The organism is Streptomyces sp. NRRL WC-3626, assembly GCF_000718785.1.
Lineage (GTDB): Bacteria > Actinomycetota > Actinomycetes > Streptomycetales > Streptomycetaceae > Streptomyces > Streptomyces edwardsiae.
Genome location: NZ_JOCA01000007.1, coordinates 206,661 through 220,067, shown reverse-complemented (window position 1 = coordinate 220,067; position 13,407 = coordinate 206,661). Strand labels below are relative to the sequence as shown.

Genomic DNA, 13,407 nt, shown 5'->3' with positions numbered 1-13,407 from the left:
TTAGTTTGTCGGTGATCTCCGGAACGCCGATTTCCTGGAACCCGTCCTCCACTGCAAGGACCCGTGGAACCCAGGGCCCCATGAGGGCGGAGTGAGGGACGGACGATGACCGACGGCACCGGTGCACTGCTCACCCGGACGCGGCGGCGCGTGCGGCGGCCGGGGCCGGGTCACCCGCCACGCGGCGACGCCCGCCCGCTCGCGGTGCTCGCCGCCGTCTTCACACTCGCCCAACTCGCCTTGGTCCGGCCCGGGCTGGGCCTGGGCTGGGACGAGATCGTCTACACCAGCCAGGTCACCTCCCACCACCCGGCCGCCTTCTTCAGCGCACCCCGCTCCCGGGGCGTCTCCCTGCTGGTGGCGCCCGTCGCCTCCTGGTCCGACTCCACCGCCCTGCTCCGCGTCCACCTGGCCGTCTGCTCCGGTCTCGGTCTCTTCCTGGCCCTGCGTGCCTGGCGCGGCCTGTTCCCCACCCGCGTCCTGGTCACCGCCGGCGCCTTCTTCGCCTCCCTGTGGGTGACGCTCTTCTACGGCCCCCAGGCCATGCCGAACTACTGGGTCGCCGTCGGCGCCCTGACCGCCGTCGGCTGCTTCCTGCGCCACCGCGCGGACCCCGCGTCCGGCGGACCGCTGTGGGGAGTGGTGGCCGGGGCCGCCCTGATGGCGTTGATGCGGCCCACCGACGCCGTCTGGACGACCGTCCCCCTGCTGGCCCTCACCCTCGCGGGCCGGCACTGGCGGGCCCTCCTGGCCCTCACCGGCGGTCTGCTGGCGGGCGCGGTCCCCTGGGTGGTCGAGGCGTACACCGCCTTCGGCGGACTGGGGGAGCGGTTGGAGGAGGCCTCCCGCATCCAGGGCGGCCTGGGCTGGCACATCGCCGTCGACGACCAGTTGCGCAGCCTCGGCGGACGCGCCCTGTGCCGCCCGTGCACCGGATCGATGCCCCACCCGGTGATCACCCTGTGGTGGTTCGCCCTGCCGCTGCTCGCCGTCCTCGCCCTGGCCGTCGCGGTGCGGGCCCGCCGTACCCTGCGCACCCTGCTGCCGCTGGCCTGCGCCACGACCGCCGCACTGCCGTACCTCTTCCTGATCGCCTACGCGGCACCCCGCTTCCTCCAGCCCGCCTACGCGCTGCTCGCGATCCCCGTCGCGGACGCGCTGTGGCACCTGGTCACCGCACCGCGCGGGAAGTGGCGGCCGGCGGTCAGGGCCCTGGCCGTACTCGCACTGGCCGGGCATCTGACGGCGCAGCTGACCGTCCTGGTGTACACCGTGGACCGCACCGCCGACAGCCGCCGCGACTGGGCCCGTACGGCCGACGCCCTGCACCGGCTCGGCGTCCGCCCGCCCTGCCTGGTCACCGGCTTCGAGGCGATTCCCATCGGCTACTACACCGGCTGCTCCTCCGGCGCGATCGCCGGGAACAACGAGAGCACCACGGCCGGCGAGATCCTGCGGACCGCGGACCGCGTCCCGGTCGCCGCCCTCACCGGGCCCGACGGCACCCCGCCCGGGTACGCCCGGCCCTGGCCGGTCCACCGGATCGGCGAGCTCGAGGCCCGTATCGCCCCGGCGCCAGGACCCGGAGCGCGAGGTTAGAGATCGCGTGACGGGAAACGCGGACCTGACACCGGACGAACGAGCCGACGCAGCGTGACAGGGAGGCAGCCCATGGGCACCGAACCGATGGGGGACGACGCGTACCAGCCCACCGGGAACAACGAGGAGCAGGCGGACGCCGCACCCCTCGACATGGAGGACGCGCTCGGCGAACGGACCTACGACGAGACCCTCGACGAGGGTTACTCCCCGCCGGAGAAGCCGCTCGGGGTGACCAAGTACGGCACCACGGCAGGTGAGCAGCACGACGGCGAGAGCCTCGACCAGCGGCTCGCCCAGGAGGTGCCGGACGCGGCCGGGCCCGCCGGGGACACGGTGGGCGACCTGCCCGGCGGTGAGGGCGAGCCGGTGGACCCGGAGGCCGGCACCGGCCGCGCCGGACGGCTGGTCGCCCCCGACGAGGGCGCCCGCGCCGACACCACGAAGGAGACCGTCGCCGAGGACGTCGGCGTCGACGGCGGGGCGGCCGGCGCGGAGGAGGCCGCGATGCACGTCGTCGAGGACGGCGACCGCGACGGAACCTGACCGTACGGGCCGGAGAACGGCGCCGCCGGGTCCGGTGCGCGAGCACCGGACCCGGCGGCGCCGGCCCGTACGAAGGCTCAGGGAAGGATCTTGTCCAGGGCGGAGGGTCCCTCCTCGTCCAGCTTCCGCCTGGCCCACTCGAGACTGTCCGGGGTGAGGTCCTTGCCGGAGGCGAGAACCAGGTCCTCCGGCGACACGTCGGTGCCGGTGCGGGCGTGCAGCAGGCTGTCCGGGGTGGCACGGTCCCCGGCCTGCCGGGACGCGTCGGGCTGGGACGCGTCGGGCTGGGACGTCGACATCTTCTGGCTCCTCGGGTCCGGATCGCTGTGGCGGCCCCGGTGCTGTCATCGGGTCCGATACTCACCATTCAACGCGGGAGCCCGCCGTGCATCCGGAACGCTCGCGGCACCGCGGTGAAGGGCCGCTCCTCCTGGCTGCCGGGGTACCTTCCCCGGCCCGGGGGAAACCTCCTCCCCGGGCCGCCGGACGGGCCCCGGCTAGAAGGCCCCGAGTGTCAGGCGCAGGCCCGTGGGGGCCGTGTCCTGGATGTACGAGGCGAAGTCGGCCACGTCGTCGAAGGCGAAGCCGTACGCCCTGCCGTCCTCGGTGGCCGTGTGGACGGCCTTCGCGTAGTGGTTGGTGAGCTCGGTGCCGTAGAAGTCCGGGGCGTTCGTCGTCGGCTGGTCGGGGTGGCTGAGCAGCGTCGAACGGTTGAAGCCCGCGCCCAGCACCGCGGCGACCGGGCCCGTCGTGCCGTCGTTGGGGGCGGCGAGGGCGCCGTCGCAGAAGAGGACGTCCCGGGTGGACGGCCTGCCGAAGGAGACCTGGGCGGGCCCGTCGAAGGTGAACCGCTCGCCGCGCACCCGGCCGGTGAAGGTACCGGCGTTCGTGGTGACCTTGAGGTCCCGGCCGGTGTACGTGCTCCACACCTCGTCGATGTACGGGGCGAGGTAGTCCTTCGCGAACAGTCCCGCGTCCAGACCGTGCCCGGGGGCGATGATCCGGGTGTCGTCCACGACGAGCCGGGAGAACGCCTCCACCTTCTCGACGGCGGCGAACGCGGCCGCCCGGCCGCCCTCGCGGACGGTGCCCGTGGTCTGGTCCTTGGAGCCGGTGAGCCGGATGCCCAGCGGCACGCTGAACATGTCGACCATCGTCGTGTTGCAGAACATGCCCGAGGAGTTGTACGTGAACTCCGCGCAGTCGTGCAGCACCCCGTAGTTGGGGTCCGAGGTGACCCAGCCGGCCGGGTACTGCAGCGCCGCGTTGCCGTTGCCGTCCTCGACGACCTTGAACTTGAGCTTCGCGCCGAGGGAGACGTAGATCCGGCCGGACATGTACGGCAGGGACAGCTTGGTCTCGCCGCTGCCGGCCAGGCCGATCGCGTAGTCGGTGAAGCCGTCGGAGCCGTTGTCGGAGGCCGCGACCGGGGCGACGGTGCCCTCCGGGGTGACCCGGACCTGACGGCCGTCCGCGTTGCCCACGATGTAGACGTGCACGTTGCCGTTGTCGAACGAGCCGCTGCCGTTGACGATCGTCAGCGGCAGGGCGCCCGCCGCGGCCGTGCCGGCCTTCCGCTCACCGGACTGGTCCGCGAGGGCGTGCGGGGCGATCGCCGCCGCCGCGGGGATCGCCACGGCGGCGCCGCCGAGGGCGAAGAGGAGCTTGCGGCGGCCGAGGTCGCGCTGGTGACGAGGAGTCATGTGGGGGGTCTCCCGGAGGCTCGTGCGGGTTCCTGACCACGCCGGCCGCCCGACGGGAGCAGCGCTGCTGAGAGCGCTCTCATGCGCTACGTCGGGACCGGCGCGCGGTAGTGATGCTAGGGACGGCCGGGGCTCCGGCCAACGGTCCGACTTGTCCGCACCACCACGCTGACCTGCGGATGTTCGAAGATCCGGCGCGGACCCGACGATCGCTTAACCGGCGTTTAAGGGCCGCTTAAGCCGGCCTGGGCCGGACGGCCACGGAGCGCGCCGGGAGTGCTCCGTTCCGCAGTCGTCCGGCGCGGCCGTCAGCGCGCCCCGCCGGAGGTCAGGGACTCCGCCGTGGCCAGGATCTCCGTCACCCGGAGGGCGAACGCCGCGTCACAGGGGTGGGGGACGCCGGTGCGGGCCGCGGTGAGCAGGGCGTCCGCGGCCCGGGCGAGGGCCGGCACCGCGCCCTCGGAGACCTCGGGGAGCGTCGTGACGCCCGCCGCGCCGCGCAGCTCGACCAGGGCACCGGACGCGGCCGGGGGTGCGGTCAGGCTCAGGGTGAGGCTGCTGGAGGCGCCGCCGGCGTGGTCGAGGACGAGATGGACGGTGTCGCCGGGGCCGTACGCCGCCGCCGTCACCCGGCGCGGATCGCCGAGCACCGGCAGCAGAACGGACAGGGCGTGCGGTCCGACGTCCCACAGGGCGCCCTTCTCCCGCCGCCACGGCGAGTCGGCGAAGGGACTGCCCTCGGAGGTGAACACCGCCCCCAGCCACTGCGCCCGCCCGGTGAACCAGCCGCCCGTACGTGCCTGCTCGGTGATCCACGCCTCCGGCTCCGGCTGGAAGCGGGTGGTGAAGAAGACGACGGAGGCGACGCTCGCCGCCCCGGCCGCCTCGACCACCGCCCGCCCCTGCGCGACGGTCGGGGCGAGCGGCTTGTCCAGCAGCAGATGGCACCCGGCCCGCGCCGCGCGCACCGCCAGGTCCGCCTGCACCGCCGGCGGCAGGGCCACGGCGACGGCGTCCACGTCGGCGAACAGCTCCTCGACGTCGTCGTACGCCCGGGTGCCGTGCAGCTCGGCCAGTTCCTTCGCCGCGTCGGGCCGGCGGCCCCACACGCCGGCGAAGTCGAGGTCCGGGTGCCCGCCGAGCGCGGGGGCGTGTGCCATCCGTGCCCAGGGGCCGGTACCGAGCAGTCCGATCCGCATGCCGCCGCCTCTCCAGGACCGGCGAGCGCCGCCGGACCGGTGTTCCGGCGCGCTCCGCGGGCGCGCCCCGGTCTGTACGGTGAGCCGCGCGCGAACGCCCTGTCAACGGACGCGGTGCTCAGTCCCCGGGCTGGTTGATGTTGACCATCCAGGGGACGCCGAAGCGGTCCGTGCACATCCCGAACACGTCGCCCCACATCTGCCTCTCCAGCGGTACGGACACCGAGCCCCCGGCGGACAGCTTGTCCCAGTAGCCGCGCAGTTCGGACTCGGTGTCGCCGCTGAGACTCACGGCGAAGGTGTTGCCCGGGGAGTACTCCGTGCCGGGCGGCATGTCGGCGCCCATGAGGGTGAGTCCGGAGGGACTCTCCAGCATGCCGTGCATGATCCTGTCGGCGTGGTCGCCGCCGGGCTGTCCGAACTCGCCGAAGGTGTTGAGGCGCAGCTCGCCGCCGAAGACGTCCTTGTAGAACTCCAGCGCCTGCCGTGCGTCCCCGTCGAAGCTCAGATAGGGGTTGAGGAGCGAGGCCATGATTCCTCCAGAAAAGTCCCGAAAGGGTCGGCTGCGCGCAGCGTAACGCCGCGCACCGGGCCTCGCGCGGCGGCGGGGATTCAGCACCCCGCCCACTGAATGCGTTCGCGTTCTTCTATTGGATTTCGGCCCGTTCGAGGACCAGGCTGGTACGCGCTTTCCGGGGCCGCCCGGCAGCGTCGACCCGCCCGTCTCAGGCGCTGGACGCCGGGGGCGGCCCTCCGTGCGCCCTGGTGTACTCCTGGCACACGGGTTTGGAAAGCGCTTGCTCAGGCGCTTGCGCCTGCTGATCAGAGCACACAGGGGAGGACCACCACCCATGGCGTCGTCGCCGGCACGACCGCTCGACCACCGCTACCGCGGCGAGCACCCGATCCGCACCCTCGCCTATCTGTTCCGCGCCGACCGCGGCCGGCTCGCCGCCGCGGTCGGCGTCTTCACGTTCAAGCACAGCCCGGTCTGGCTGCTGCCGCTGATCACCGCGTCCATCATCGACACCGTCGTACAGCACCGGCCGATAGCCGAGCTGTGGACCAGCACCGGCGTCATCATGTTCATCCTGCTGGTCAACTTTCCGCTGCACCTGCTCTACGTCCGGCTGCTCTACGGCAGCGTCCGCCGCATGGGCACCGCGCTGCGCTCCGCCCTGTGCACCCGGATGCAGCAGCTCTCCATCGGCTACCACTCCCGGGTCAGCGCCGGTGTGCTCCAGGCCAAGGTCGTACGGGACGTGGAGACCGTCGAGCAGATGGTGCAGCAGACCGCGGAGACCGGGCTCGGCGCGCTCACCGTCCTCACCGGCGGACTCGTCATCATCGGGATCCGCACCCCCGAGTTCCTGCCCGTCTTCCTGATCGTCGTGCCCGCCGCCGCCCTGCTGGTCGCCCGGCTCCGGTCCCGGCTGCGCACACACAACGAGCGCTTCCGCCACGAGGTGGAGACCCTGTCCTCCCGGGTGACGGAGATGACCCGGCTCATCCCCGTCACCCGCGCCCACGGACTGGAGGGCAAGGCGCTGCGGCGGATGGACGGCACCCTCAACCGGCTGCTCACCTCCGGAATGCGCCTGGACCTGGTCAACGGCCGGTTCGGCTCGCTGGCCTGGGTCGTCCTCAACGTCGTCGGCGTGTCCGTGCTGGCCGGCGCCGCGCTCATCTCGTACTACGGCGTCTGGAACGTCTCCGCCGGTGACGTGGTGATGCTCAGCGCCTTCCTGACCACGCTCACCAACTCCACGACCACCCTGGCGGGGCTGACGCCGGTCATCGCCAAGGGGCTGGAGTCCGTCCGCTCCGTCGGCGAGGTCCTCCAGGCTCCCGAGCTGGAGGACAACGAGGGCAAGGCGAAGGTCGACGGGCTGCGCGGCGCGATCACCTTCGAGGGCGTCGGGCTGGCGTACGAGAACGACGGGCGGCCCGCCGTCCGGGACTTCACCCTCGACGTCGCCCCGGGCGAGACCATCGCGCTCGTCGGCGCGTCCGGGGCGGGCAAGTCCACGGTGCTCAACCTGGTGATCGGCTTCATCCGTCCGACGTCCGGCCGGCTGCTGCTCGACGGGACCGACATGAACAGCCTCGACCTGCGTACCTACCGGCGCTTCCTGTCGGTGGTGCCCCAGGAGTCGATCCTGTTCGACGGCACCGTCCGGGAGAACGTCGCCTACGGCATGGACGACGCCGACGAGGAGACGGTACGGGCCGCACTGCGCGACGCCAACGCGCTGGAGTTCGTCGACCGGCTGCCCCAGGGCCTCGACACCCTCGTCGGCGAGCGCGGCGCACGCCTCTCCGGCGGCCAGCGCCAGCGGCTCGCCATCGCCCGCGCGCTGATCCGCGACCCCAAGGTCCTCGTCCTGGACGAGGCGACCTCCGCGCTGGACACCCGCTCGGAGGCCCTGGTCCAGCAGGCCCTGGCCCGCCTGCTGCGCGGCCGCACCACATTCGTCGTGGCCCACCGCCTCTCCACGGTGCGCGGCGCGGACCGCATCGTGGTCATGTCCGACGGCCGCATCCAGGAAACGGGCACCCACGAAGACCTCCTGCACCGCGGAGGCGCCTACACGGCCCTGCACACCGGCCAGGCGGCCTGACCGCCCGGTGAGGACGGGATCCGGCCAAGCCGTGTGGGCCGCGGGCCCGGGCCCGGGTGAGGTGCTCTGCCGTGCCCGGCCAGAGCCGCCGTCATGACGGAGTGCACTCCCGGGGGCGTGTCGGGGGTGTCCCGGCCTGCCCTCGGCTCCGGCCCCGGGCCTTCGCTCGGGGTCCGTACGGGGCCGGGGCGCAGCCCGGGGGCGGGACGGACGGGCTTCCGCGCCCACGCGGTCGGTGTGCGGGTGTTTTCGGTCAATTGTGGCTGCCGGGGCATACCGCGTGCGTGGTTTCGGCTGGTTCGGGCATACGGAGCGAAAACCAGAGAGGGGCGCTTCGTGCTCGTACCGGATCCGAAGGCCGTCAGACAGTTGCTGACGCTGTACGCGACGCTGCGGATAGCCCAGGCGGAGCGTTATTCGCCGGACGCGGCGCGTGAACTGGAAGCCGTCTGCGACACGCTCTGCGTGACGATGGGGGCGTCCGGCGTGCACGAGGCCATCGTCCTGGCCGACGCCCTGCTCGACCAGGCGCGGACCCCCGGCGCGGACGGGGAGGACGGTCTGTCCCTGGCCGTCTGAACCGGCCGGACGCTCACCGGGGCACCCGCTCCCCGTTCACCCGTCGTCCGTTGAACGTCGACCGGTACGCGTACGGCGTGGTCCCCACCACCTTGCGGAACCGCTCACGGAACGCCGTGGGCGAGCCGAACCCCGCCTGCTGGGCGATCCGTTCGACCGTGTAGTCGCTGTTCTCCAGCAGATACTGCGCCCGCCGCACCCGCGCCCGCAGCAGCCACTGCAACGGCGTGGTCCCCGTCTGCTCACGGAACCGGCGGCTGAACGTCCGCTCGCTCATGCTCACGCGCGCCGCCATCGCCCCGAGCGTGACCTCGTGCGCCAGATGGTCCTCGATCCAGTCCAGCAGCGGCTCCAGATCCGAGCCCCGGGGCACCGGCGGGTGCTCGTGCACGATGAACTGCGCCTGCCCGCCCTCCCGTTCCAGCGGCATCACCGACATCCGGGCGGCGTTCGCGGCCACGGCCGAGCCCAGGTCCCGGCGGATCATGTGCAGGCACATGTCCAGCGCGGCGGCGGCACCGGCCGAGGTGAGGATCTGCCCGTTGTCGACGTAGAGCACGTCCGGCCGCACATCCACGTCCGGGAACGCGCGGGCGAGCTGGTCGGCGGCCACCCAGTGCGTGGTGGCCCGCAGCCCGTCCAGCAGCCCGGCCTCCGCCAGCACGAACGCGCCCACGCACACCGAGGCGATCCGGGTGCCCGACCCGGCCGCCGCGCGCAGCGCCGCCAGCACGCCGGCGGACGGCGGGGGCGCGTCCTCGGCACGGCCCGGGACGATGACCGTGTCGGCGTCCGCCAGTGCCTCCAGCCCACGCTCGACCCGCAGGGTGAAACCGCCGTCCGCGAGCACCTCCGGCCGCTCGGCGCACAGCCGCACCCGGTACGCGCGCCGGCCGTCGGGCAGCCGCGTCCAGTCGAAGACCTGCATGGGCGCCGCCATGTCGAACGGCACGACCCCATCGAGAACCAGAATCGCCACGGAGTGCATGACCGCCACGATAGGCGGATTCCCGCCACCCGCCCGAACCGGGGGGAACAGCGGGACGACCGGGCGCCGGCCCAGGTGAGCGGTGTTGGCGGGAACCCGTTGGAAGCTGTCGTTCCAGCCCCTGGGTGATCACCGGGCGGGCTCCTAACGTGAGCCCGGCACCGCCGATCACACCATGGAAAGAGTTCCGGTGACCAAGCTCCTGCTGTCCCTCCACGTCCTGGCCGCCATCATCGCCGTAGGCCCCGTCACCGTCGCCGCGAGCATGTTCCCGCCCGCCGCGCGCCGCGCCGTCCCGGCGGGGGGCGACGGGCCCGTCGCGACGGCCGTGACCACCGTCACGCTGCTCCACCGCATCTGCGGGGTCTACGCCCGGATGGGGATCGCGGTGCCCGTCCTCGGTCTCGCCACCGCCCTGGCGATGGGCGTCCTGGGCGACGGCTGGCTCATCACCTCCATCGCCCTGACCGCGGCCGCCGCCGGCGTCCTGATCGCCTTCGTACTGCCCGCGCAGGAGGAGATCATCACAGAGCTGGACGAGCGCCGGCCCGTCGACCGGCGGAACACGGTACGACTCGCCATGTTCACCGGGGTGTTCAATCTGCTCTGGGCGACCGTCACCGTCCTGATGATCGTCCGCCCCGGCTCGACGACCGGAGCATGACCGTCCGGTTCCATCCGTGGCGTCCGAAGTGCGCCGCACTTCCGCGGCGTCCGTTCTGTATCCGCTTGTACCGGGGAATTCCCCCCTCGGGGGGTCCGGCCGCCTAGACTCTGCAATCGCGTCCCGCATCGGGGCCGACGAGCAGAAAGGCACGTTGACGGGTGTTCCAGGATTCCCCCATCTACGACCGACTCATCGCGGAGAAGGGCGACGTGCCCGCACAGGTGCGCCGCGAAGCCGAACGCGTGAGCAGGGAACTGGAGCTGGTCATGCGGCCCGCGCAGTCTCCCGGTTACGGCCCCGGCCTCGACCGCCCGCAGTCCCCGGGCAACGGCTGGCAGCGCACCGCCCTGCTGCCCGGACCGCGGCCGCACTGACCACCGGGCGGCCGACGGTCCCTCACCGGACCGTGCTGCCCGCCTCGTCCAGTTTCACGGGCTCCTCGGGAATGGGACGGGACAGCCAGTCGGCGATCGTCCGGGCGATCGGCTGTCCCGTCTCCACCTCCACGAACCCGAACTGCCCCGACTGGTTGCACTCCAGGAACCACCACGTCCCGTCGGCGTCCTCGGCGAAGTCGAAAGCGCCGTACGCCAGTTCGGCCCGGCGCAGATACGCGCGTACGGCGTCGGCGGTGCGCGCCGGGACCTCGACCGGCTCCCAGGGCGACCCGGGGGCGGCGAAACGCACATCCACCTCCTCCGGATCCGCGTCCGGCCGTACCGCCTTACGGGCCGCCAGCAGCGTCTCGCCCACCACGGTGAGCCGGATGTCGGCCCGCTTCGCGATCCGCCGCTGCAGCAGCGTCGGCCCGAAGGCGACGGCGGAGAAGTCGGTGTCCGGCGCCACCCTGCTGGTCGGCACCGCCCGCGGCGGGTCCTGCGGATGGGCTCCCGACACCGGCTTCACCACCAGGTCCGGGAAACGCTCCGCGAACTCCCGCGCCGCGCGCGGGAACGTGGTGATCACCGTGGCCGGCACGGGCAGGCCGCAGCGCTGGGCCAGCCGCAACTGCCACGGCTTGTGGCGGGCCTGCCGGGCAGCGTCCGGATGGTTCATCCAGCGCGCGTCACAGCCGCGCAGCATCCCGTAGAGCGCCTGCGACGCCTCCTCGGTCAGCCACGCGGACGGATGCGGCGCGTGCCCCGCCGGCGCACCCGGCCGGCGCACCCACACCGACCGCAGCCCGTTGATGCTCACCAGCCTGCCGCCGGCGGACAGATGGCCGCGGAAGCGGCCGTGGACATACTCGGCGGACAGTGAGACACCGTCCGTCAGATCGGCGGGATCGAGGCGCACCACCGGCACGCCGGAGCCGTTCAGATGGACGACCACCATGTCGGCGGTCACATCCTCCTCACCGGTGAGGATCAGCACGGTCATCGTCTACGGTCCGCGTTCAGTCGTCGAAGTGGGTCTTGGAGCCCGCGGTGGACGTCGTCGTCCCCACCTCGCGCAACAGCGCGTGGTCGCAGGCCGCGATCCGTCCGTCCCCGAGTACGTTCAACTGCAGTCCGGAGTCATACGCGTACGGAGTGGCAACGGCCAACTCCACCGCCGGACGTGCGTAGTTGAGCGCGAACGGTTGCATCGTCTCTCCCTCGTCGGTGCTGCGTCGAGCAGGCAACGGCCCTCTGTGCGCCGTCGCTTGGTCCGCCGACTTCATTTGGCTTTCAGAGACTTATACGAATCGAACGAGTGGTTGGTTTCCTCACGGAGCGTAATCATCGGCGGGGCGTCGGCCGCCCCGCCCGAGGTGCGTTCCGGGCGCCCGGGCGCCGGAGGAACCGCGCATGGTGCGCAGAGCGAGCAGAAGTACGCCCATGTCGTCCAAGTAGACGGGATCGGGCAGCAGATCGGCCGGCAGCACCAGATAGAAAACCGCCCCCCAGAACACCCAGCGGGGCCCCGTCGGCAGTCCGGCGTGACGCAACTCACGCCGGGTGCGCACCAGTCGGACCAGTACGGCGACCGCGCCGGCCAGCACCGCGGCCGCCAGGACCGCGGCGACGACGAGCACCACGGTGGTCGTCTCCATGGGACCGCCCTCCCTCCGTCGTCCGTGCCGCGGACCGCGGCGACGCAGCCCGCACAGACCGGATTCCCGTTCCCGGCGCCGGTATGACGTCCGGGACCAGCCATGCGCGCACGCCTCCGATGCCCGGCGCGATCCCCGTGCGACACCGGATCGCCGCAGGTCATCCCGGTGGCTCAACCAAGTGGCAGGGAAGGGTGGGGGCATCTAGTAATGGTCATCAGCCCTTCCCCTGGAGGCGATCATGACCACTTTCTCGTCCTCACGCACCCCGGCCGATTCGGAAATACCGGCCATACCGGCCGAGCCGCCCTCGCCGCCCCCCGCCACGACGGCCGCCGGGACCGGCACCCGCGGCTCGGACCGCACCGTCCTGACCACGACCCGACCGCTCGATCCGGGCCCTCCGTACGATCCCGTGGCCACCGTCGACCTCCTGGACCCGCTCGACCCCGCCCGTCCCCCCGCCCCGCCCGACCCTCCGGCCCCAGGAACGCCGTACCACGATCCGGTCGGCGACCTCGTGCGCACCGCCGTGGCGGACCGGCCCCTGGAGGAGGTCGTCGACCTCATCACCGCGCTGGAACGCTCGCCCGAGCACACGCGTGCCGTCGTCGACGCGCTGCGCGCCGCCGGGGTCGACCGTTCCGTGGAGGACGTCACCCGGCTCGTGGCCCTGCTGACCCGGCCGCCGCGCGACGCCACCAGCGCGGACGAGACGATCCGCGCGGCGGCGGCCCACCGTTCCGTCGACGACGTCACCCTCCTCGTCACGCTGCTGCACAGCGAACCGCTGGCGCCCCACTGCCGCGAAGAGGCGCTGCGGGCGGCGGCGATCGGCCGGACCGTCGACGAACTGGTCGAACTGATCGACCGTCTGGCCGCCCAGCGGCCGTTCACGGAGCCGCCCCGCACCGAGGGCGCCGACGCCGGCGTGAGCCGTCCGGTCAGGTCCGTGGTCCGATCTGGCCGGCTGGCCGCCGTGGCCCTCGCCGTGTGCGGGGTGACCCACTTCCCGCTGCGGCACGACGGTGTCTCACTGGGCCTGCACGCCTCCACCATCGGCCTGTCGGTCCTCTGCACGCTGCTGGCGCTGCTGCTGGTGGTGCGCCCCGGCGCGATGATCCTGGCGGGGGCGGTCGCGGTCTCGGCGTTCCTGACCACGGCCCACGCCTACCCGGGTTCCCTGCCGTCGTCGACCCTGTCCACCTTGATGGACCTCGCCCTGGCGCCGGCCTGGCTCGCGACGGCAGCCGCGGCGACAGCGGCGGTTCTCTCCCTGGCGGCGCTGATAACCCGCCTGGCCGCACCCCTCCCCACCCCGTGGCCGAACCCCCGAACACAGGCGCTATAACACCACGCCGCCCAACCGCGCGCCCCCGCCCCCGCGGCCAACCGAGGCCGCCCGCCCCCGCCCTCCGCGGCCAGCCGCGCGCCTCCGCGGCCGCGCGGGCAGTCGTGCCGCTGGGGCGG

At 72.9% G+C, this 13,407-nt stretch carries 15 protein-coding genes; 7 read left to right on the top strand and 8 right to left on the bottom strand.

Features of this window, described 5'->3' with window-relative positions:
- Window positions 1–105: 105 nt before the first annotated feature.
- Both IF28_RS0114095 and IF28_RS0114090 read left to right on the top strand, forming a co-directional pair.
- Window positions 106–1,599: a hypothetical protein gene (locus IF28_RS0114095; protein WP_030218935.1), complete on the top strand. Its 1,494-nt coding sequence runs from the start codon at window positions 106–108 to the stop codon at window positions 1,597–1,599.
- A 72-nt stretch (window positions 1,600–1,671) separates the two neighbouring features.
- Window positions 1,672–2,145 (top strand): DUF5709 domain-containing protein, encoded by a 474-nt coding sequence (locus IF28_RS0114090; RefSeq protein ID WP_030218932.1) that lies wholly within the window; start codon window positions 1,672–1,674, stop codon window positions 2,143–2,145.
- A 77-nt stretch (window positions 2,146–2,222) separates the two neighbouring features.
- Here IF28_RS0114090 and IF28_RS0114085 read toward each other — a convergent pair whose 3' ends face one another.
- The 4 genes from IF28_RS0114085 to IF28_RS0114070 all read right to left on the bottom strand — a co-directional run bounded on the left by IF28_RS0114085 (window position 2,223) and on the right by IF28_RS0114070 (window position 5,579).
- Window positions 2,223–2,444: a hypothetical protein gene (locus tag IF28_RS0114085; RefSeq protein ID WP_030218929.1), complete on the bottom strand. Its 222-nt coding sequence runs from the start codon at window positions 2,442–2,444 to the stop codon at window positions 2,223–2,225.
- Window positions 2,445–2,642: 198 nt separating this feature from the next.
- On the bottom strand, window positions 2,643–3,848 hold the full coding sequence (locus IF28_RS0114080; RefSeq protein ID WP_030218926.1) for a glycoside hydrolase family 64 protein: 1,206 nt from the start codon (window positions 3,846–3,848) through the stop codon (window positions 2,643–2,645).
- 308 nt (window positions 3,849–4,156) lie between these two features.
- The gene (locus IF28_RS0114075) at window positions 4,157–5,047 is read right to left on the bottom strand and encodes a Gfo/Idh/MocA family protein (protein ID WP_030218924.1); all 891 of its coding nucleotides are present in this window, start codon (window positions 5,045–5,047) and stop codon (window positions 4,157–4,159) included.
- A gap of 118 nt (window positions 5,048–5,165) precedes the next feature.
- Complete coding sequence (locus IF28_RS0114070) at window positions 5,166–5,579, bottom strand: VOC family protein (RefSeq protein WP_030218922.1); 414 nt, start codon at window positions 5,577–5,579, stop codon at window positions 5,166–5,168.
- Between the two features lie 319 nt (window positions 5,580–5,898).
- On the opposite strand from IF28_RS0114070, the gene IF28_RS0114065 reads away from it, so the two are divergent.
- Both IF28_RS0114065 and IF28_RS0114060 read left to right on the top strand, forming a co-directional pair.
- Window positions 5,899–7,668, top strand: a complete 1,770-nt coding sequence (locus tag IF28_RS0114065; RefSeq protein ID WP_030218920.1) for an ABC transporter ATP-binding protein — start codon at window positions 5,899–5,901, stop codon at window positions 7,666–7,668.
- A 336-nt stretch (window positions 7,669–8,004) separates the two neighbouring features.
- Window positions 8,005–8,247, top strand: a complete 243-nt coding sequence (locus IF28_RS0114060; RefSeq protein WP_030218918.1) for a DUF5133 domain-containing protein — start codon at window positions 8,005–8,007, stop codon at window positions 8,245–8,247.
- A gap of 13 nt (window positions 8,248–8,260) precedes the next feature.
- Here the strand turns inward: IF28_RS0114060 and IF28_RS0114055 are convergent, their stop codons facing one another.
- On the bottom strand, window positions 8,261–9,235 hold the full coding sequence (locus IF28_RS0114055; protein WP_037893232.1) for a GlxA family transcriptional regulator: 975 nt from the start codon (window positions 9,233–9,235) through the stop codon (window positions 8,261–8,263).
- A 190-nt stretch (window positions 9,236–9,425) separates the two neighbouring features.
- Here IF28_RS0114055 and IF28_RS0114050 point away from each other — a divergent pair, with 190 nt between their 5' ends.
- Both IF28_RS0114050 and IF28_RS0114045 read left to right on the top strand, forming a co-directional pair.
- Window positions 9,426–9,899 (top strand): membrane protein, encoded by a 474-nt coding sequence (locus tag IF28_RS0114050; protein ID WP_030218911.1) that lies wholly within the window; start codon window positions 9,426–9,428, stop codon window positions 9,897–9,899.
- A gap of 161 nt (window positions 9,900–10,060) precedes the next feature.
- Window positions 10,061–10,276, top strand: coding sequence for a hypothetical protein (locus tag IF28_RS0114045; protein WP_030218908.1), 216 nt, complete (start codon window positions 10,061–10,063; stop codon window positions 10,274–10,276).
- Window positions 10,277–10,298: 22 nt separating this feature from the next.
- On the opposite strand, the gene tgmB is transcribed toward IF28_RS0114045, so the two are convergent.
- The 3 genes from tgmB to IF28_RS0114030 all read right to left on the bottom strand — a co-directional run bounded on the left by tgmB (window position 10,299) and on the right by IF28_RS0114030 (window position 11,937).
- Entirely contained in the window at window positions 10,299–11,282 is a 984-nt protein-coding gene (gene tgmB / locus IF28_RS0114040; RefSeq protein ID WP_030218905.1) for an ATP-grasp ribosomal peptide maturase, read from the bottom strand.
- A 16-nt stretch (window positions 11,283–11,298) separates the two neighbouring features.
- On the bottom strand, window positions 11,299–11,490 hold the full coding sequence (tgmA, locus tag IF28_RS0114035) for a putative ATP-grasp-modified RiPP (RefSeq protein ID WP_004935783.1): 192 nt from the start codon (window positions 11,488–11,490) through the stop codon (window positions 11,299–11,301).
- A 120-nt stretch (window positions 11,491–11,610) separates the two neighbouring features.
- Window positions 11,611–11,937, bottom strand: coding sequence for a YkvA family protein (locus tag IF28_RS0114030; RefSeq protein ID WP_030218898.1), 327 nt, complete (start codon window positions 11,935–11,937; stop codon window positions 11,611–11,613).
- Between the two features lie 241 nt (window positions 11,938–12,178).
- Here IF28_RS0114030 and IF28_RS0114025 point away from each other — a divergent pair, with 241 nt between their 5' ends.
- Window positions 12,179–13,288 (top strand): hypothetical protein, encoded by a 1,110-nt coding sequence (locus IF28_RS0114025; protein WP_051713746.1) that lies wholly within the window; start codon window positions 12,179–12,181, stop codon window positions 13,286–13,288.
- The last annotated feature ends 119 nt before the right edge of the window (window positions 13,289–13,407 follow it).

Coding starts and splice junctions, on each gene's coding strand:
- IF28_RS0114095 (WP_030218935.1), top strand. CDS start 106: ATGACCGACGGCACCGGTGCACTGCTCACCCGGACGCGGCGGCGCGTG.
- IF28_RS0114090 (WP_030218932.1), top strand. CDS start 1,672: ATGGGCACCGAACCGATGGGGGACGACGCGTACCAGCCCACCGGGAAC.
- IF28_RS0114085 (WP_030218929.1), bottom strand. CDS start 2,444: ATGTCGACGTCCCAGCCCGACGCGTCCCAGCCCGACGCGTCCCGGCAG.
- IF28_RS0114080 (WP_030218926.1), bottom strand. CDS start 3,848: ATGACTCCTCGTCACCAGCGCGACCTCGGCCGCCGCAAGCTCCTCTTC.
- IF28_RS0114075 (WP_030218924.1), bottom strand. CDS start 5,047: ATGCGGATCGGACTGCTCGGTACCGGCCCCTGGGCACGGATGGCACAC.
- IF28_RS0114070 (WP_030218922.1), bottom strand. CDS start 5,579: ATGGCCTCGCTCCTCAACCCCTATCTGAGCTTCGACGGGGACGCACGG.
- IF28_RS0114065 (WP_030218920.1), top strand. CDS start 5,899: ATGGCGTCGTCGCCGGCACGACCGCTCGACCACCGCTACCGCGGCGAG.
- IF28_RS0114055 (WP_037893232.1), bottom strand. CDS start 9,235: ATGCACTCCGTGGCGATTCTGGTTCTCGATGGGGTCGTGCCGTTCGAC.
- tgmB (WP_030218905.1), bottom strand. CDS start 11,282: ATGACCGTGCTGATCCTCACCGGTGAGGAGGATGTGACCGCCGACATG.
- tgmA (WP_004935783.1), bottom strand. CDS start 11,490: ATGCAACCGTTCGCGCTCAACTACGCACGTCCGGCGGTGGAGTTGGCC.
- IF28_RS0114030 (WP_030218898.1), bottom strand. CDS start 11,937: ATGGAGACGACCACCGTGGTGCTCGTCGTCGCCGCGGTCCTGGCGGCC.
- IF28_RS0114025 (WP_051713746.1), top strand. CDS start 12,179: ATGACCACTTTCTCGTCCTCACGCACCCCGGCCGATTCGGAAATACCG.